This window comes from Marinomonas vulgaris (genome assembly GCF_018145875.1).
Classification (GTDB): domain Bacteria; phylum Pseudomonadota; class Gammaproteobacteria; order Pseudomonadales; family Marinomonadaceae; genus Marinomonas; species Marinomonas vulgaris.
Map to the genome: position 1 here is coordinate 1 of NZ_JAGSSV010000018.1, position 17835 is coordinate 17835.

Sequence of the window (17835 nt, forward strand, 5' to 3'; positions counted from 1 at the left end):
TGGTGGGTGTGGAGGGGTTCGAACCCCCGACATTCGCCTTGTAAGGGCGACGCTCTCCCAACTGAGCTACACACCCAGATAAACATACTTATCAATGATTGGTGCCGCCACCAAGAGTCGAACTCGGGACCCTCTGATTACAAGTCAGATGCTCTACCAACTGAGCTATAGCGGCATACCATGACGCAGTTTAGTTATAACATTTCAACAAGGTTGAAATGGTGCCGCCACCAAGAGTCGAACTCGGGACCCTCTGATTACAAGTCAGATGCTCTACCAACTGAGCTATAGCGGCATACCATGACGCAGTTTAGTTATAACATTTCAACAAGGTTGAAATGGTGCCGCCACCAAGAGTCGAACTCGGGACCCTCTGATTACAAGTCAGATGCTCTACCAACTGAGCTATAGCGGCGTAACTAAAATCTATTTTTTTGCTCTCTAAGAGAACTTCGACCAAAATCTGGTGCCGCCACCAAGAGTCGAACTCGGGACCCTCTGATTACAAGTCAGATGCTCTACCAACTGAGCTATAGCGGCATTTCTCAAATTATGGTCGGGACGGCAGGATTTGAACCTGCGACCACTAGCACCCCATGCTAGTGCGCTACCAGGCTGCGCTACGCCCCGAAACTAACGTCAAAAGAAACAAGTTCTTATCTCTGTCAGCGGGTGCGTATATTACTATAACAATTTGAAAAGGGAAGACTTTTGTACACTTTTTTTTAAAAAAAGGTAACGGGATAAATGGTCAGCCTATCTTTTAAAAACAACAAAAAAGCCGCCCTGCTGATAAGCTGTTTCACACAGTCTAGTCAACAAGGCGGCTTTTTTAATGCTGTTTTTTACTCTTGCATATAGTCTTCTACTTTCGACTTAAGCTTTTGCCCAGGGCGAAACGTCACAACGGTACGAGCAGTAATAGGAATTTCCTCTCCCGTTTTAGGGTTACGGCCAGGTCGCTGACTCTTTTCACGCACTTCAAAATTACCAAAGCCAGATAGCTTAACTTGCTGCCTTTCAATCAAGGTGCCACGAACCACATCGAAAAAACCTTCAACAAGATCTTTCGCGTCTTTCTTACTTAGACCCACTGTATCGACTAAATTTTCAGCAAGGTCCGCTTTCGTCAACGATCCCATAACATTACCCCCTTACCACGGCTCCTAAATGCTCAGACAATGCCGCCACTATATGTTCAACAGAATTGTTTACTTCTTCGTCACTAAGAGTGTGTGAAGGATGTTGCCACGTCAAGCCTAGGGCGACACTTTTTTTCGATTCATCAATACCTTGGCCTTGATAAATATCGAAAACGAGCACCTTACTGAACGCTTCACCAGCCGCCTCTGTAATAACGGATTCAAGCGCACTAACTGGCACATCTCGATCAACCAGCAAGGCCAAATCTCGACGCACTTCTGGAAAGCGCGACACAGACTTGTATTCAGGTAAGCGAGCATTAAGCACAGCCTCCAAAGCGATATCAAAGACATAGATTGGCTGATTAGCCCCTAACGCCTTAGACAACTGAGGATGAAGCTCTCCCATCAGACCAACAAACTGACCACCCACATAGACATCAGCGGAACGACCAGGATGCAAATACTCACACTCAGATCGCTCGTAGGTTGGTTTACCGCCCTCGTTAAGCTCAAACAAGGCTTCGACGTGCGCTTTTAGATCGTAAAAATCGACCTTCTCGTTATTGTGATACCATGCTTCGGAGTGTCGAGTTCCAGCAATCAAGCCAGCGATTTGCTGCTGTTGATCCAATTCTGCCAAAGCATCAACAGAACCAATGAAGCGACGCCCTGTTTCAAACAACCTCACACGAGATTGCTGGCGATTTTGGTTGTAAAGATACGCTTTCACCAAACCCGGCACGAGACTAGGACGCATCACACCCATATCCGCCGATATAGGATTCGCCAATGGAACAGGCTCAATATTCGGCAAAAATTGCTTGCTCAGGTTTGGATCAATAAAGCTATAAGTCACCGCCTCTTGATAACCCTGAGAAACTAAAATAGAACGTAACACCTGAATCTGAGATTTCGCTTCAGAAAGCGGCGTAAAATTCACCGCGGCTTGAGGCATAGAAGAAGGCAAGTTGTCATAACCGTAAATTCGCGCCACTTCTTCAATTAAATCGGCCTCTATAGCAATATCAAATCGATGAGAAGGCGCTTTTGTTACCCAGGTATCATCACTTACTTCGAGCATTTCTAGGCCAAGACGGGTCAAAATGTCCGTCACCAGCTCACTCTCAATAGACAACGCCAAATATTGATCAAGCTTTTTACGACGCAACGTCACCACGGCCGCTTGCGGCAAATCTTCATCGCTTTGCTGGCTGGCAATAGGACCAACTTGACCGCCGGCAATAGCCACAATCAACGCCGTTGCTCGCTCCATCGCTTTTTCTTGCAAGGTTGCATCAACGCCACGCTCGTATCGATGGGACGCATCGGTATGCAAGCCATAAGAACGGGCCTTTCCAGCTAGGGCAAGAGGTGCAAAAAAAGCACTTTCCAAAAAGATATCTTGTGTTTCTGCACTAACGCCAGAGCCTTCACCACCCATGACGCCCGCGATGGCTAATGGCATTTTTTCATCTGCAATAACCAGCGTATCTTCACGCAAAGCGACAGTTTGACCATCAAGCAATACGATTTTTTCATCTCGCTGCGCCATTCGAACAACCACAGCACCAGACAAGTTTGTCAAATCAAAAGCATGCATGGGCTGACCCAACTCCAACATAACAAAGTTGGTAATGTCCACAATAGGGTCAATAGAACGAATACCGCTACGGCGCAGTTTCTCAACCATCCATAAAGGCGTCTCAGCGGTGACATTTACACCACGAATAACACGGCCTAGGTAGCGTGGACACGCCTCTTTTGCGTCGATGCGAACAGGAAACACATCTTCGATCGTAACCGACGCTGGCTGCACATCAACTGGCGTCACATCTGTTTTGTTCAACACACCTACTTCACGCGCCAAACCCGCCAAACTTAGGCAATCGCTACGGTTCGGAGTAAGGTCAACATCAATAATTTTGTCGTCTAAATCTAAATACGTACGGAAATCGTCACCCGTTTGCGCACTTAAAGGCAACTCCATGATGCCGTCATGGTCGTCGCTAAGACCTAACTCAGATGCAGAACACAACATCCCAAAGGACTCAACTTGACGCAGCTTGGCCTTTTTGATTTTAAAATCAGCACCAAGCACGGCACCAATTTTAGCAAATGGAATCTTGATGCCAACGCGCGCATTTGGCGCACCACACACTACCTGAAACATTTCTTGTCCGTCGGTTACCTGACACACTCGTAGCTTATCGGCATTAGGATGCTGTTCGGCACTAATAATTTCGCCTACTACCACACCGCTAAAAGCCGAAGCAACCGGTAACACTTCATCTACTTCAAGGCCAGCCAACGTAATTTGAGCAACCAAATCGTCACTACTGATACTTGGATTGACCCACTCTCTTAGCCAATTCTCACTAATTTTCATATATTCATCCTAGGTCAATTGATTACTTGAACTGCTTGAGGAAGCGCAAATCATTTTCAAAAAACATACGCAGATCATCGACCTTATAACGCAGCATAGCAAAGCGCTCGACACCCATACCAAAGGCAAAACCGGTATATTTCTCTGAATCGATCCCTGACATTTCAAGCACTTTAGGATGAACCATGCCGCAACCTAACACTTCCAACCAAGATTCTTCACCCTTAGAGTTTGTGCGCATGATGTCCACTTCAATAGAAGGCTCTGTGAAGGGGAAGTAACTAGGACGAAAGCGTACTTTCAGGTCATCTTCAAAAAACACATTAAGAAATTGCTGCAAAATACCTTTTAAATCAGCAAACGAGATATTCTCGTCAATTAACAACCCTTCCACCTGATGAAACATTGGTGTGTGCGTCTGATCAGAGTCACAACGATACACACGACCAGGACAAATAATACGAATAGGCGGCTGTGTGGTTTCCATGGTGCGAACTTGGACAGGTGAAGTATGCGTTCTCAATACGGTATTTGGATTGAAATAAAACGTATCCTGCATCGCTCGTGCGGGGTGGTGAGCTGGAATATTTAACGCTTCGAAGTTGTGATAATCGTCTTCGATTTCAGGCCCAGCTGCCACATCAAAACCAATGCCACGGAAAAAAGTTTCTATCCGCTCCATGGTTCGAGTCACAGGATGCAAACCACCAATATCCTGCCCTTTACCAGACAATGAAATATCAATGGTTTCAGACGACAGCTTGGCGTTTAATGCAGCCTTTGTTAACTGTGCCTTATGTTCGGTAATCTTCTCTTGAACTTGACCTTTGGCTTCGTTTACCAACTGCCCAAATTTCGGTCTATCTTCTGCCGAAACATTTCCAAGCTGTTTTAACAAAGCGGTTAGAGCGCCTTTCTTACCCAAATAATGTACTCGTACATCATCCAGCGCGGCCTCACTCTCAGATGCAGCGACGGCGTTAAGCGCATCAGCCAGAATCTGTTTTAGGTTCTCCATTTTCACACTCCAAAAAATAAAATAGGGGAAGAACCATTGGCTCTTCCCCTATCAAAGACTGCATTGAATGCTAGAACCATTAGAAAATAATCCTCAAGTTCTAACACTCTAAAGCTACGTCAGAAATTAAGCCAAGCTTGCTTTCGCTTTTTCAACGATAGCAGCAAAAACTTCTTTCTCGTACACAGCTAGATCAGCCAATACTTTACGGTCAATTTCGATTGCTGCTTTTTTCAAGCCAGCAATGAAACGGCTGTAAGATAGACCATTGATACGTGCAGCCGCGTTGATACGAGCAATCCACAAAGCGCGGAATTGACGTTTACGCTGACGACGGTCACGGTATTGGTATTGACCAGCTTTGATAACAGCTTGTTTAGCTACACGAAATACACGGCTACGTGCACCGTAGTAACCTTTAGCTTGCTTTAAAATCTTCTTGTGACGGCGACGAGCCTGAACACCACGTTTTACGCGAGGCATAATATAAACCTTATACTAATAAATTAATGAACTAAAAAAATCGAGACTTAGATGTACGGCAACATGCGTACGATCAACGCTTTATCGCTTTGCGCAATCTGGTTCATAGAACGAAGATGACGCTTACGCTTAGTCGATTTCTTAGTCAAAATGTGACTAGTATGAGACTGCTTATGCTTAAAACCATTCGCGGTACGTTTGAAGCGCTTAGCTGCGCCACTGTGTGACTTAATTTTGGACATGATAAAACCACTCTCGCATTCGTTAATGTTAGTGTAATTTATTTAAAAATTACTTCTTCTTTTTGGGGCCTAGCACCATAGTCAATTGACGACCTTCCATTTTCGCAGCTTGCTCTACTGCACCATATTCCTCTAAGTCTTGAGCGACTCGATTCATAAGTTGCATACCAAGCTCCTGATGGGCCATTTCACGACCGCGGTATCTTAGTGATACTTTGGCCTTATCCCCGCCTTCAAGGAAACGTATCAGGTTGCGGAGTTTTACCTGATAATCCCCTTCCTCCGTCCCTGGACGGAATTTCATTTCTTTTACCTGAATTTGCTTCGCATTTTTCTTTTGGGCCGCTTTCGCTTTTTTGGCCTCGAAAATATGCTTGCCGTAGTCCATGATTTTACAAACAATCGGATCGGAATCAGCAATTTGTACTAGGTCAAGGGTTGCTTCTTGAGCCGCCTTTAGCGCTTCCTCAATCGAAACAACACCAATTTGTTCACCATCAGCCGCGATTAGTCGGACTTCAGTTGCTCGAATGTTCTCGTTGATTTGAGGACGCTGCTTACTAGCTGCACGCCCACGATTCATATTACCTTTTATAGTACTATCTCCACTTCTTGTTTACGGCTACGGCGAGCAATTTCTTTTTGAAGCAAACCTTCAAAATCGGAAATACTCATCACTCCAAGATCATCGCCGGTACGGGTACGAACAGCAACTTGTTCTTGCTCAACCTCTTTATCACCAACAACGATCATGTACGGTACTCGTTGAAGAGTATGCTCGCGGATTTTAAACCCGATCTTCTCGTTTCTCAAGTCAAGTTTTGCTCTAAAGCCATTTGAATTCAATCTTTTTTCCAAATCAGCACAATACTCTGCTTGGCGATCTGTAATGTTCATGATAACAACTTGTTCCGGTGCAAGCCAGACAGGAAAAGCACCTTCTGTTTCTTCTATTAGAATACCGATGAAACGCTCAAGCGATCCCACTATGGCACGGTGTAACATGACGGGCGTTTGGCGTGAACCATCTTCTGACACATATTGAGCACCCAATCTAGTCGGCATAGAAAAGTCAACTTGGATGGTACCGCATTGCCACACTCGGCCAATGGCATCTTTCAAAGAAAACTCTATTTTTGGACCGTAGAACGCACCTTCTCCAGGCAACTCTTCCCAATCAAGACCCGCTGAATCTAAGGCTTCAGACAAAGCCTTCTCAGCTTTATCCCATACATCGTCAGACCCAACGCGCTGCTCAGGTCGAGTCGATAGACGGTAAATAATGCTGTCAAAACCAAAGTCTGCATAAACTTCGTGCAATAAATCAATGAATTCAGACACTTCTTTTTGGATCTGACCTTCAGTGACAAAAATATGACCATCGTCTTGAACAAAGTTACGCACACGCATAATGCCATGCAGAGCACCAGATGGCTCATTACGATGACACGAACCAAACTCCGCCATGCGAAATGGTAAGTCGCGGTAACTTTTAAGCCCTTGATTATACACTTGAATATGACAAGGACAGTTCATCGGCTTCACCGCGTAATCACGGTTTTCAGAATGAGTAGTAAACATGTTTTCATGATACTTACCCCAGTGCCCTGATTTTTCCCAAAGAACACGATCGACAATTTGGGGTGTTTTGACTTCTTGGTAATTGTTATCAAGTTGCTTTTGGCGCATGTACTGCTCAACAACCTGATACAAACGCCAGCCTTTAGGATGCCAAAACACCATGCCAGGCGCTTCTTCTTGAACATGAAATAAATCGAGTTTTTTACCTAACTTACGATGATCACGCTTTTCAGCCTCTTCAATGCGTGTCAAATAGGATTTCAATTCTTTCTTGTCATTCCACGCTGTACCATAAATACGCTGAAGCTGCTCATTATTAGAATCACCGCGCCAATAAGCGCCAGCAAGTTTCATCAATTTAAAATGGCGCAATACGCGTGTATTCGCAACGTGTGGGCCACGACACATATCCATGTATTCTTCATGATGGTACAGACCAACATTTTCAACAGAAGCATCCATGTCATCGATCAAGGCAACTTTGTAGGTTTCACCACGATCAACAAATTGCTGGCGCGCTTCAGCGATGGGTGTCATCTTTTTGATCACATCGTAATCAGCCTTAACCAATTCTCCCATGCGTTTTTCAATGGCTACCAAATCGTCTGGCGTGAATGGTCGCTCATAGGCAATATCGTAATAAAAACCTTCGTCGATCACAGGGCCGATGGCCATTTTAGCAGTAGGATACAGCTGCTTGACTGCATGACCGACTAAGTGAGCAAAAGAGTGGCGAATAATGTCCACCCCATCAGCATCTTTACCAGTAACGATGCTGATGTCTGCGTCGTCGGAAATAAGTTCACAGGCGTCAACAAGCTGACCATTAATACGACCCGCAACCGTTGCTTTAGCAAGCCCTGGCCCAATATCTTCGGCCACTTGCATCACGGTTACAGGATTTGAAAAAGAACGTTGGCTGCCATCAGGCAAAGTAATTACAGGCATTTTATTCCCCTATCGGAGTCAGTGGTGCTCCATACCAAAGAGCACATGTAAATTCAGCGCATAACCTATCATTATTCGATTATTCATGCGAATCTAATTTAAATTTCATTTCTAACAGCGCCTAGCCGCCATCGACGAAAATCAAGCTTTTTTTATCCCTCTAAACCATAGACATTCTCTGTACTCAGAGTAAAATTACCATCCGTTCACACAGACACCATGAATCAAAGGCACTATGGATTTTACAACACTTGACGACTACTGCATTGACACTACTCAAGCAGAACCGGATTTACTGATAGAGTTGGTCGAAAAGACTTACTCAGATATGGGCTACCCCAACAAGTTGTCAGGCAAAACCGTTGGTCGCACATTAAAACTGTTGGCTAGAATCTCTCAACCTAAACGTGCATTAGAAATTGGTATGTTTACTGGCTATTCGGCCCTCTCCATTGCGGAAGGAATGCATATTAAAGGCCAGCTAATCTGTTGTGAAACGAATCCTAGAGCCATCGAGTTCGCTCAGACTTTCTTTGACCGTAGTGAGCATGGACACAAAATTCAACCGATTTTTGGCCCTGCTTTAGAAACAATCAAAACGCTCGAAGGCGAGTTTGATTTTGTTTTCATTGATGCTGATAAACGTAATTACTTAAATTATTACGAAGCCGTTCTACCACTCGTTCGTTCTGGCGGCCTTATTATCATTGATAATTCACTATGGCAAGGACGAGTTCTTGACCCGAAAGAAAACAGCGATATTGCCGTCAATCAACTCAATCGCTTGATCGCAGAAGATAAGCGTGTTGAAAACGTGCATTTACATGTACGTGATGGCTTAAACATCGTCGTAAAACACTAACCCTATTCCTTATAGCATCCCGCTCACTTAAGACAATTCTTAGGTGATTGGGTGTTATGCGCTATTAAAAGCATTACGTAAGAGGCAGCGATTTTGGTCGTTTTTAGAATCACGAATAATATCACCGGTAAACACTACATTGGCACATCATTCAACAGCGGCTTTCAACGCTTTGAACAATACGTGGAGGCCACTAATGAAGGTCTTGATTTCCCATTGTACAACGACATCAGAGAAAGTGGTGTTGATGCCTTTACCGTTGAAGAACTTTACGAAACCAGCGATAAACAAGAGCTGTATGAACTAGAAACTGATTACATTTCTATCTACAACGGCGAAAGTTTACGCGGTTATAAAATTGCACAAACCGCTGAAAAAACAGCAAGTTTAAATTTAGGTAAAAAGGCCTTGTTTGACGCCAATGGCGTATCAACAGCAGAGCAACCTAAAAAAACACGCAAGACCGCGGTAAAAAAAACTGTTGAATTGCCGAAAAAATCCATCGAGCCAGCCCCAACGACAAAATCTTTCTTCGGCGAATTGATCGGAGAAGATCGTTTAGGCACGCCAGCAGCGATAACGCCAGAAAAGAAAAAAGCGGCACCGCGAGCAAAAAGCAAAGCCAGCATTCAGAAAATGCTCAATGAAGCAGAACGAGCGTCGAAAAAAGAACGCGAAGAAGCTTTAAAATCACAACAACAAGCAGAAGCTGAAGAGATGGCACTTATCATGGCAAAAATTGATGTTACCTCTAAATCTGCCACTTCAACTTTTCGTAAACGTAAAAGTTAATACAATCGACGCTATATAAAACAACGATTACAAAAAAAGCTCAGTTAGTGATAACTGAGCTTTTTTTCTAAACATATAGCTAAAACGAAATCATGCTCTCGCTTTTTTCAGCGTCTCTGAAATCATGAACGCTAACTCTAAAGATTGATCCGCATTTAGGCGAGGATCACAATGCGTATGGTAACGGTCGGCCAAATCCGCTTCGGTTACTTCAAAAGCGCCACCCACACACTCCGTCACATTCTGTCCTGTCATTTCAAAGTGAACACCACCAGCGTAACTACCTTCAGCTTTATGCACCTGGAAAAACTGCTGCACTTCTTTTAACACATCGTCTACACGACGGGTTTTATAGCCGGTAGAAGCCTTGACGGTATTGCCATGCATCGGATCACTACTCCAAACCACTTGCTTACCTTCACGCTGAATCGCTTGAATAAGCTTTGGCATACCCTCTTCTACTTTATCCGCTCCCATGCGTACGATAATGTTGAGTCGCCCTGCTTCATTGTTTGGGTTCAAGGCATCACAAAGTTTCAACAAATCCTCAGGATCCATGGTTGGACCGGCTTTGACTCCGATGGGATTTTGTACGCCGCGTAAGAATTCAACATGAGCACCATCAAGTTGGCGCGTACGATCGCCAATCCACAACATGTGTGCCGAACAGTCGTACCACTCCCCCGTTAAGCTATCTTTGCGAGTCAGAGCTTGCTCATAAGGTAACAATAAAGCCTCATGGGAAGTATAAAAATCTGTCTCTTTAAGCTGACCGATACCTGAACCAACACCACAGGCCTCCATAAATTGCAGCGCATCGTCAATTTTACTTGCGACACCCTGAAAACGGCTGCCTGCTGGGCTGGCATTTAGGAAATCTAAGTTCCATTGGTGAACCTGATGAAGATCGGCAAAGCCACCTTGAGCAAAAGCGCGCAGCAAGTTCATTGTAGCGGCACTTTGGTTATACACTTGAATCAAACGCTCTGGATCCGGCACACGGGCGCTTTCAGTGAAATCTATACCATTAATTATGTCGCCACGATAACTTGGCAACTCAACACCGTTAATCGATTCCATACCAGATGAACGAGGCTTAGCAAACTGACCCGCCATACGCCCAACTTTCACTACAGGGCATTTGCCCGCATAAGTCAGCACAACCGCCATTTGCAGCATCACTTTAAAAGTGTCACGAATGTTATTTGCATGAAACTCAGCAAAACTCTCGGCACAGTCACCACCCTGCAACAAAAAGGACTGGCCATTGGCGACTTGCGCTAACGCTTTTTTCAATTGGCGAGCTTCACCTGCAAACACAAGAGGAGGCATTTTTCCCAACGTACTTTCAACTTGAGCAAGATGCTCCGCACTAGGATAAACCGGCTGCTGTAACGCCGTTTTCTCTCTCCAACTTGTTAAACCCCACTCATTCATAATCAGTTACAACCTTTTTCTGCGTAATATTTTCAATCTTTGTTAACGGGCCACTACCCATAAAATTTCAGCGTCTTCTACTGATAACGACACAAGAGCATGCCCCATGGTGGCATCATAATACACGCTATCACCTTCTTTTAATTCAATCGGCTCATAGAGCTCAGAGAAAAAATTAATTTTACCTTCTAACACTAACAGGAACTCTTCACCATCGTGGCGGACCCACTCTTTAAACTCAGCAAAAGACCGTGCACGTACCTTTGTCTTAAAAGGCACCATTTTTTTGCGGCTTATTGAATAATTTAACAGTTCATGCTCATAGGTAGCAGTCGGATGAGGTTCGCCCTTACCTTTACGAGTTATATCTCGCCTTCCAGCAATAGAGCGTTCACTTGCCTCCACAAACAGCTGTGGTAGGTCCATTTCTAAACCATTTATAAGCTTCTGAACAATAGTAAAGCTGGGAGAAACTTGATCGTTCTCAATCTTTGATAAAGTGGAGCGTGCAATACCTGTTCTTTTGCCTACTTCCTCAAGCGTCCAACCTTTAGCAAGACGAATTTCTTTCACTCTCTTACCCAGCTCTAATGGCTCGACAAAGCGATCTGGATCGGATGCAGTGGCGGTTTCTAATGACGGACGACTAACCATAATTTTCTAATACAATTAAAATGCTAAACAACTTAATAGGAAGCCATTAGATTAAACAAAAATAAAATCTAATGGCTGACCACTTATCGATATATTACTTTGCTAGAGGCTGCATCGCTGGCTGACAGCGCCCTAAATCGAACCCTTTACTGCCCGCAAACGTGACCAAATCATCGTAATTTTTCCCTTTAGCGTTCTCCAACAGCACCCATAGAACCGTAGAACGCGTTCCGGTACGACAAAAAGCCACGGTTTTTTTAGTCTCAGCAATGGCCGCCGCCTGCGTATCCACTTGTACTTGGGAAAATTTAGAAAGATCGATTGGATTAGCAACGTATTCCATGCCCATCGCCTCTACTGCCAAACGCAATGACTCGCCATTTGGCTGATCCTCTGCCTCATTCTCGGGTCGATTATTAATTACCCGCTGAAAGCCTTGAGCCTTGATAGATTCAAGGTCTGACTCTAGCAATTGGGGTACTGCAAAATAATTCACATCTAGTTCGATAGGGTTACTCATGTATATTTCCTTTATATTAGGTTTAAGAACGGTATAACACTTTGATCAGGTGAAAACCAAATTGGGTTTTCACCGGGCCTTGGATTTTATAAAGTGGTCCAGTAAAAACAGCCTTATCAAAAGCCGCTACCATGTCACCTTTGCGGAATTCACCAAGATCACCGCCTTTCTTACCTGAAGGACAGGTTGAAAATTGTTTTGCTAGCTTATGAAAATCAGCCCCTTGATCCAACTTGGCTTTTAGCGTCTCTGCTTCCGCTTTTGTTTTCACTAGAATATGGCACGCACTCGCTGTGGACATTCAACACCCTCTTCTTAAACAAACTAGATAATACAAACGAACCCATTTAGTATAATGGAAGACACCATGTTGGATCACTAACCTTCGAGAAAGTCTTAGCAAAAGACCTAAAAAAACATACTCCTATGAGCGGGCTTAAAATATGGATTCCTACGCAGCACTTGGCGACCTCTCTCTTCTTTTGGTCGAGCCGTCAGACACCCAAAGAAAAATTATCACCATCGCACTTGAAGATGCTGGCATCAGACAAATTGAGTACGCAAATAGCATTGAAGAAACACTGTCTTTTCTTACCTCATTCCCACCCGATCTAGTTATTTCATCTATGTACCTACCCGATGGGTCTGCAGACGATTTAATTGACAAAATTCGATCTAACAAGGACACTGAAAATCAGTGTTTTATGCTTATTTCCAGTGATCGTAACAAAGCCCATCTGGAGCATTTGAAACAGTCGGGCGTGCTAGCTATATTGCCGAAGCCTTTTAACCAAAAAGATCTCACACGCGCGATTCACGCTACGCTAGACCTCATTGTTGAAGAAGAGATCGACCTAGAATTGTTTGATCCTAAAACGCTCCGTGTATTAATAACAGACGATAGCCTACTTGCACGCAAGCATATTAGCAAAACCTTAAACACCATGGGCATAGAAAACATAGAATTTACTGAAAACGGCAAAGAAGCGATTGAAATACTCAATCAGACAGAGTTTGACTTGATAGTTACCGATTACAACATGCCAGAAATGGACGGGAGAGAACTGACCGAAGCGGTCAGGTTAGACACGAATTTAGCTCATATTCCCATTCTAATGGTGAGCTCAAATGCCGAAGACAGTCAGCTTGCCAACATCACTCAGGAAGGTGTAGATGCAATTTGCAGCAAACCTTTTGAACCTAAAGCGGTTCGGAACTTATTAGCTAGAATCCTAAACTAAAAAAAGAGCTTCTGATAAGAAGCTCTTTTTTAAAATCAAGACACCTATTGCACACCTTGATTAAGAGGACAACAAAGCCGACACAATCACTTTGTTTGCCTCAGGAAAATCGTATTGAGACAACGCAGAGATAGGTACCCAGCGAGTTTCTTGACCCTCTTTCCCTATTACTTCACCCGAGAAGCCATTGACTTTATAGAAACAAAGTTCAACCTGCTTATCACCATAATCGTGACACACAGATTTAAAGTGACAAGACGAGTTGACAGTTATGCCGCACTCTTCTTTTAACTCGCGCGCCAAGGCAACCTCGGGGGTTTCAGAGCCTTCACACTTTCCGCCAGGAAATTCCCACAAACCACCCTGATGCTGATTTGCGTTTCTAAAGGCAAGGAACACATGGCCTTCACGAAGAATAATCCCAACAGCCACTTTAACCAACATCAGGTACGATACTCAGCGTTGATGGTAACGTACTCATGAGAAAAGTCTGTTGTCCATACCACGTCAGAACATTGCCCCATACCCAAATCCACTACTATGTGAATTTCTTCCGGCGCCATGGCTTGCTTGCCCTGCTCTTCCAAATAATCTGGAGAGCGACCACCGTTACGCGCTATTTCAACCCCGTTTATGTGTAACTGAACACCATCTACGTTCAAGCCAGCCGCACCAGCGCGTCCGACTACGGCCAAGATCCGCCCCCAGTTAGGGTCCGAGGCAAATAATGCTGTCTTCACCAAAGGGGAATGAGCGATTTCAAACGCCACCTTAGTTGCATCGTCTTTTTCACGAGTACCGGTCACTTCTACGGTGACAAACTTTGTTGCCCCTTCACCATCACGAACGATCGCATGCGCTAATTCCTGCATCACTTCGGTGAAGGCAGCCACAAAAGCTTGCGCTAACGGCTCTTCAAGCGAGGCAATTTTCGCATTACCAGCACAACCAGTAGCGATAGCAATACAAGAATCATTCGTAGAAGTATCGCTATCAATAGTGATGCGATTAAAACTCTTATTTACTGTATCTTTTAAGATGTCTTGTAATAACGCCGTTTCAATGGCGATATCAGTACAGATATACCCCAACATGGTCGCCATATTAGGGCGTATCATACCGGCACCTTTAGAAATACCGCCAATGGTGTAAGTTTGACCATCGAACTCAAACGTCCGAACAGACCCTTTAGGCAAGGTGTCTGTGGTCATAATACCAATACCGGCAGACTGCCAATTGGTGGCTGATAAGTTTGCAACAGCGTCTGGAATGGCCGCAACAATTTTATCGACCGGTAAAAGCTCACCAATCACACCCGTTGAAAATGGCAGTATACTTTCTCTTTTAACACCCACTAGGCCCGCTAATGCGTCACAGGTTTCAAAAGCCGCTTCTAAACCTGGCTTACCTGTCCCAGCATTGGCGTTACCTGTGTTAATCAACAAGTATCGGCTAGCGGCTAGATCTAAGTGCTGATGACAAATGCGCACTGGGGCAGCACAAAATGCATTTTGCGTAAAAACACCCGCTACAGAAGCACCTTCACAAATTTCGAAGATAACGAGGTCTTTTTTGTTCGGCTTTTTGATACCAGCTTGCGCCACGCCAATTCTAATTCCTTTGATTTCCGGTATTAAGGGAAAATCATGCAATCCTACCGCCATTTGAGCTATCTCCTTTAAACAAGACGACCATGACATTGTTTGTATTTTTTGCCAGACCCACAAGGGCAAGGCTCATTTCGACCCACCTTAGGATATTCATCAGCAAGGTTAGCTTCTTCAGACTCACCTGATAGCGTATTGGCTGTATCGTGAACCATGCTCATGGTGGTTTTTTCTTCGAGTTTTTTACGTGCTTCTTGAATTTTTTCAGCTTCTTCAGCAGATTGAACTTTCACACGTGAAATAACCTGAATAACTTCGTATTTAATTTGTTCCAATAACCCCTGGAACAGCTCAAACGACTCACGCTTATACTCTTGTTTGGGGTTCTTTTGCGCATAACCGCGTAAATGAATACCTTGTCTCAGCATGTCCATCGTTTGAAGATGCTCTTTCCATAGGGTATCTAATACTTGAAGAAGAACCTGTTTCTCGAATGCTCTAAATGGCTGCTCACCAGCAATGGCTTCTTTCGCTTTGTAATCGTCCACGAAGGCATCCAGTATTTTCTGGCGCAGCGGTTCTTCAAAGAGTTTCTTGTCTTCCTCAACCCATTTAGAAACAGGCAATTCCAAGGAAAATTCATTTCGAGCTTTTTCTTCCAAGCCTTCCAGATCCCACATATCAAAAATACTTTGTGGCGGAATAAACTCATCAACCAAACCTGTTACAACTTCTTCACGCATGGCGGAGATTGCTTCAGACAAGTCATCAGACACCATCATGTCGAAACGCTGACGATAGATCACTTGACGCTGGTCGTTGGCAACATCATCGTATTCTAATAGCTGCTTACGAATGTCGAAGTTGCGTCCCTCAACCTTGCGCTGCGCTTTCTCAATGGCATTGGAAACCATTTTATGCTCGATGGCTTCGCCTTTTTCCATGCCCAACGCCATCATCATTTTTTTAATGCGGTCAGACATGAAAATTCGCATTAGGTTATCTTCAAGAGACAAGTAAAAACGCGATGAACCTACATCACCTTGTCGACCAGCACGACCACGCAATTGGTTATCAATACGACGTGATTCATGGCGCTCAGTACCTATAATGTGTAAACCGCCCGCCGCTAAAACAGACTCATTTCGTGAAACCCAATCTGCTTTTAATGCTTCAATTTGCTGCTCACTGGCGGAATCGCCTAACTGAGCAATTTCAACTTGTAAGTTGCCACCTAACACAATGTCTGTCCCACGACCAGCCATGTTGGTTGCAATAGTTACTGCCCCTGGACGACCCGCATCCGCAACAATTTCTGCTTCTCGCTCATGCTGCTTTGCATTCAACACGTTGTGCTTAATGTTCTTTTTGTTTAGGTAGTTTGACAATAGTTCCGAATATTCAATAGATGCCGTGCCTACTAGCACAGGGCGACCCTGCTTCACGATATCTTCTATATCGAGTACAATGGCCTCAAATTTATCTTCGGTTGTCATGTAAATTAAATCGTTAAAGTCCTTACGTTGAACCTGACGATTTGTTGGAATTACGATCACAGACAAACCATAAATCTGCTGAAATTCAAACGCCTCCGTATCCGCTGTCCCCGTCATTCCTGACAATTTATCGTACAAGCGGAAATAATTCTGGAAAGTGGTTGAAGCGAGCGTTTGGCTCTCGGCTTGAATGGTCACACCTTCTTTTGCTTCAACCGCTTGATGAATGCCTTCAGACCAACGACGACCGACCATAGTTCGGCCCGTATGCTCATCGACAATAACAATCTGATCACCTTGGATAACGTAATCAATGTTCTTTTTGAATATCACATGGGCCTTTAGACACGCATGAACATGATGAAGCAAAGACAAATTACCTGCCGCGTAAAGACTTTCACCTTCCACGAGCATTTCTTGCTCAACCAGCCAATTCTCTACAAAGGAGTGACCTTCTTCTGTCAACTCGATGCTACGCTGTGATTCATCGAAGACATAATGCCCTGATTGGCCTTCTTTGCCTTCCTCAGCCTCGATATGCTTTACCAACAAAGGCGCTAAAAGATTGATTTTTCTATATTGCTCAGAGCTGTCTTCCACTGCACCAGAAATAATAAGAGGCGTTCTTGCCTCATCAATCAATATAGAGTCAACCTCATCAACCACAGAGAAGTTTAAGTCTCTTTGCACACGATCTTCTAAGCGAAAGACCATGTTGTCACGGAGATAATCAAAACCGAATTCATTATTAGTACCGTAGGTGATGTCGCACAGGTAAGCGGCTTTTTTATCTTCTCGGTCTTGACCAGAGAACACCACTCCAACGCTCATGTCCAAAAACTCATAAAGCGGGCGCATCCAGTTAGCATCACGTTTCGCCAAGTAATCATTCACTGTAACAACGTGGACACCTTTAGAAGATAACGCATTCAGATATACGGCTAAAGTAGCCACCAGCGTTTTACCTTCACCGGTACGCATTTCGGCGATTCTACCTTCATTTAGCACCATTCCACCGATGAGCTGAACGTCGAAGTGGCGCATATTCATTACACGACTACTGCCTTCACGAACAAGTGCGAAGGCCTCAGGCAAGAGCGCATTCAATGTTTCGCCATTTGCAAAGCGCTCTCTGAACTCGCCCGTCTTTGCGGTCAAATCATCATCTGAGAGGGCTTTGAAAGCGTCTTCTAATTTATTAATCTGAGTAACGACTTTTCTGAATCGTTTAACTTCTCGGTCATTCTTTGTGCCGACAATTTTTTTAATTACAGTTCCTAACATCTTGAATTCAACGTAGCCAATTAGTAATGAAAGATAGTCTATCATGGTAATGTGTGACAAAACATGAAATAACAAGGACCTAGATACAAAAAAACCAGACATAAAGTCTGGTTTTTTGTAATACGATCAAGAAACAATC

At 44.1% G+C, this 17835-nt stretch carries 17 protein-coding genes and 6 tRNA genes; 3 read left to right on the top strand and 20 right to left on the bottom strand.

What is annotated here, in order from left to right; translation table 11 throughout:
* From J9B83_RS12150 to thrS, 13 genes are all read right to left on the bottom strand, one after another.
* Positions 1-76: transfer RNA gene (locus tag J9B83_RS12150), tRNA-Val, on the bottom strand.
* A 23-nt stretch (positions 77-99) separates the two neighbouring features.
* Positions 100-175: transfer RNA gene (locus tag J9B83_RS12155), tRNA-Thr, on the bottom strand.
* A 44-nt stretch (positions 176-219) separates the two neighbouring features.
* Positions 220-295: transfer RNA gene (locus J9B83_RS12160), tRNA-Thr, on the bottom strand.
* Between the two features lie 44 nt (positions 296-339).
* Positions 340-415: transfer RNA gene (locus J9B83_RS12165), tRNA-Thr, on the bottom strand.
* A gap of 49 nt (positions 416-464) precedes the next feature.
* Positions 465-540: transfer RNA gene (locus tag J9B83_RS12170), tRNA-Thr, on the bottom strand.
* Between the two features lie 13 nt (positions 541-553).
* Positions 554-630: transfer RNA gene (locus J9B83_RS12175), tRNA-Pro, on the bottom strand.
* Between the two features lie 215 nt (positions 631-845).
* The gene (locus J9B83_RS12180; protein ID WP_211537112.1) at positions 846-1142 is read right to left on the bottom strand and encodes an integration host factor subunit alpha; all 297 of its coding nucleotides are present in this window, start codon (positions 1140-1142) and stop codon (positions 846-848) included.
* A 4-nt stretch (positions 1143-1146) separates the two neighbouring features.
* On the bottom strand, positions 1147-3531 hold the full coding sequence (gene pheT / locus J9B83_RS12185) for a phenylalanine--tRNA ligase subunit beta (RefSeq protein ID WP_211537119.1): 2385 nt from the start codon (positions 3529-3531) through the stop codon (positions 1147-1149).
* Positions 3532-3553: 22 nt separating this feature from the next.
* Positions 3554-4549 carry a phenylalanine--tRNA ligase subunit alpha gene (gene pheS / locus J9B83_RS12190; protein WP_211537132.1) on the bottom strand — a complete coding sequence of 332 codons (996 nt, stop codon included), beginning with the start codon at positions 4547-4549 and terminating at the stop codon, positions 3554-3556.
* A gap of 126 nt (positions 4550-4675) precedes the next feature.
* Positions 4676-5032, bottom strand: coding sequence for a 50S ribosomal protein L20 (rplT, locus tag J9B83_RS12195; RefSeq protein WP_024023333.1), 357 nt, complete (start codon positions 5030-5032; stop codon positions 4676-4678).
* A gap of 47 nt (positions 5033-5079) precedes the next feature.
* A complete protein-coding gene (gene rpmI, locus J9B83_RS12200; RefSeq protein WP_012070284.1) occupies positions 5080-5274 on the bottom strand; it encodes a 50S ribosomal protein L35 in 195 nt (64 codons plus the stop codon).
* 49 nt (positions 5275-5323) lie between these two features.
* Entirely contained in the window at positions 5324-5857 is a 534-nt protein-coding gene (gene infC, locus J9B83_RS12205) for a translation initiation factor IF-3 (protein WP_211537134.1), read from the bottom strand.
* Positions 5858-5865: 8 nt separating this feature from the next.
* Positions 5866-7803, bottom strand: a complete 1938-nt coding sequence (gene thrS, locus J9B83_RS12210; protein ID WP_211537140.1) for a threonine--tRNA ligase — start codon at positions 7801-7803, stop codon at positions 5866-5868.
* A 235-nt stretch (positions 7804-8038) separates the two neighbouring features.
* Here thrS and J9B83_RS12215 point away from each other — a divergent pair, with 235 nt between their 5' ends.
* Together J9B83_RS12215 and J9B83_RS12220 are read left to right on the top strand one after the other, a co-directional pair.
* Positions 8039-8665 (top strand): O-methyltransferase, encoded by a 627-nt coding sequence (locus J9B83_RS12215; protein ID WP_211537142.1) that lies wholly within the window; start codon positions 8039-8041, stop codon positions 8663-8665.
* Between the two features lie 93 nt (positions 8666-8758).
* Positions 8759-9457 (top strand): GIY-YIG nuclease family protein, encoded by a 699-nt coding sequence (locus tag J9B83_RS12220; protein WP_211537144.1) that lies wholly within the window; start codon positions 8759-8761, stop codon positions 9455-9457.
* A gap of 90 nt (positions 9458-9547) precedes the next feature.
* Here J9B83_RS12220 and J9B83_RS12225 read toward each other — a convergent pair whose 3' ends face one another.
* From J9B83_RS12225 to J9B83_RS12240, 4 genes are all read right to left on the bottom strand, one after another.
* The gene (locus J9B83_RS12225) at positions 9548-10894 is read right to left on the bottom strand and encodes a class II 3-deoxy-7-phosphoheptulonate synthase (protein ID WP_211537146.1); all 1347 of its coding nucleotides are present in this window, start codon (positions 10892-10894) and stop codon (positions 9548-9550) included.
* 42 nt (positions 10895-10936) lie between these two features.
* Complete coding sequence (locus tag J9B83_RS12230; RefSeq protein WP_211537152.1) at positions 10937-11548, bottom strand: helix-turn-helix domain-containing protein; 612 nt, start codon at positions 11546-11548, stop codon at positions 10937-10939.
* Between the two features lie 94 nt (positions 11549-11642).
* Positions 11643-12068, bottom strand: a complete 426-nt coding sequence (locus tag J9B83_RS12235) for a TIGR01244 family sulfur transferase (protein ID WP_211537153.1) — start codon at positions 12066-12068, stop codon at positions 11643-11645.
* A gap of 22 nt (positions 12069-12090) precedes the next feature.
* On the bottom strand, positions 12091-12369 hold the full coding sequence (locus J9B83_RS12240) for a peptidylprolyl isomerase (protein ID WP_211537154.1): 279 nt from the start codon (positions 12367-12369) through the stop codon (positions 12091-12093).
* A 142-nt stretch (positions 12370-12511) separates the two neighbouring features.
* Here J9B83_RS12240 and J9B83_RS12245 point away from each other — a divergent pair, with 142 nt between their 5' ends.
* Positions 12512-13309, top strand: a complete 798-nt coding sequence (locus tag J9B83_RS12245; RefSeq protein ID WP_211537155.1) for a response regulator — start codon at positions 12512-12514, stop codon at positions 13307-13309.
* Positions 13310-13369: 60 nt separating this feature from the next.
* Here the strand turns inward: J9B83_RS12245 and mutT are convergent, their stop codons facing one another.
* From mutT to secA, 3 genes are read right to left on the bottom strand one after another with little or no spacing between them, the layout of a single operon-like run.
* Positions 13370-13753 carry an 8-oxo-dGTP diphosphatase MutT gene (mutT, locus tag J9B83_RS12250; RefSeq protein WP_211537156.1) on the bottom strand — a complete coding sequence of 128 codons (384 nt, stop codon included), beginning with the start codon at positions 13751-13753 and terminating at the stop codon, positions 13370-13372.
* Positions 13753-14973, bottom strand: coding sequence for a bifunctional glutamate N-acetyltransferase/amino-acid acetyltransferase ArgJ (gene argJ, locus J9B83_RS12255; RefSeq protein ID WP_211537157.1), 1221 nt, complete (start codon positions 14971-14973; stop codon positions 13753-13755). The genes mutT and argJ overlap by 1 nt, the downstream gene beginning before the upstream one ends.
* A 14-nt stretch (positions 14974-14987) precedes the next feature.
* Entirely contained in the window at positions 14988-17696 is a 2709-nt protein-coding gene (gene secA, locus J9B83_RS12260; protein WP_211537158.1) for a preprotein translocase subunit SecA, read from the bottom strand.
* Positions 17697-17835 lie beyond the last annotated feature (139 nt).

What these genes read in the sequence shown, in the direction of transcription:
- J9B83_RS12180 (WP_211537112.1), bottom strand. Translation starts at nt 1,142, where the DNA reads ATGGGATCGTTGACGAAAGCGGACCTTGCTGAAAATTTAGTCGATACA.
- pheT (WP_211537119.1), bottom strand. Translation starts at nt 3,531, where the DNA reads ATGAAAATTAGTGAGAATTGGCTAAGAGAGTGGGTCAATCCAAGTATC.
- pheS (WP_211537132.1), bottom strand. Translation starts at nt 4,549, where the DNA reads ATGGAGAACCTAAAACAGATTCTGGCTGATGCGCTTAACGCCGTCGCT.
- rplT (WP_024023333.1), bottom strand. Translation starts at nt 5,032, where the DNA reads ATGCCTCGCGTAAAACGTGGTGTTCAGGCTCGTCGCCGTCACAAGAAG.
- rpmI (WP_012070284.1), bottom strand. Translation starts at nt 5,274, where the DNA reads ATGTCCAAAATTAAGTCACACAGTGGCGCAGCTAAGCGCTTCAAACGT.
- infC (WP_211537134.1), bottom strand. Translation starts at nt 5,857, where the DNA reads ATGAATCGTGGGCGTGCAGCTAGTAAGCAGCGTCCTCAAATCAACGAG.
- thrS (WP_211537140.1), bottom strand. Translation starts at nt 7,803, where the DNA reads ATGCCTGTAATTACTTTGCCTGATGGCAGCCAACGTTCTTTTTCAAAT.
- J9B83_RS12215 (WP_211537142.1), top strand. Translation starts at nt 8,039, where the DNA reads ATGGATTTTACAACACTTGACGACTACTGCATTGACACTACTCAAGCA.
- J9B83_RS12225 (WP_211537146.1), bottom strand. Translation starts at nt 10,894, where the DNA reads ATGAATGAGTGGGGTTTAACAAGTTGGAGAGAGAAAACGGCGTTACAG.
- J9B83_RS12230 (WP_211537152.1), bottom strand. Translation starts at nt 11,548, where the DNA reads ATGGTTAGTCGTCCGTCATTAGAAACCGCCACTGCATCCGATCCAGAT.
- J9B83_RS12235 (WP_211537153.1), bottom strand. Translation starts at nt 12,068, where the DNA reads ATGAGTAACCCTATCGAACTAGATGTGAATTATTTTGCAGTACCCCAA.
- J9B83_RS12240 (WP_211537154.1), bottom strand. Translation starts at nt 12,369, where the DNA reads ATGTCCACAGCGAGTGCGTGCCATATTCTAGTGAAAACAAAAGCGGAA.
- J9B83_RS12245 (WP_211537155.1), top strand. Translation starts at nt 12,512, where the DNA reads ATGGATTCCTACGCAGCACTTGGCGACCTCTCTCTTCTTTTGGTCGAG.
- mutT (WP_211537156.1), bottom strand. Translation starts at nt 13,753, where the DNA reads ATGTTGGTTAAAGTGGCTGTTGGGATTATTCTTCGTGAAGGCCATGTG.
- argJ (WP_211537157.1), bottom strand. Translation starts at nt 14,973, where the DNA reads ATGGCGGTAGGATTGCATGATTTTCCCTTAATACCGGAAATCAAAGGA.
- secA (WP_211537158.1), bottom strand. Translation starts at nt 17,696, where the DNA reads ATGTTAGGAACTGTAATTAAAAAAATTGTCGGCACAAAGAATGACCGA.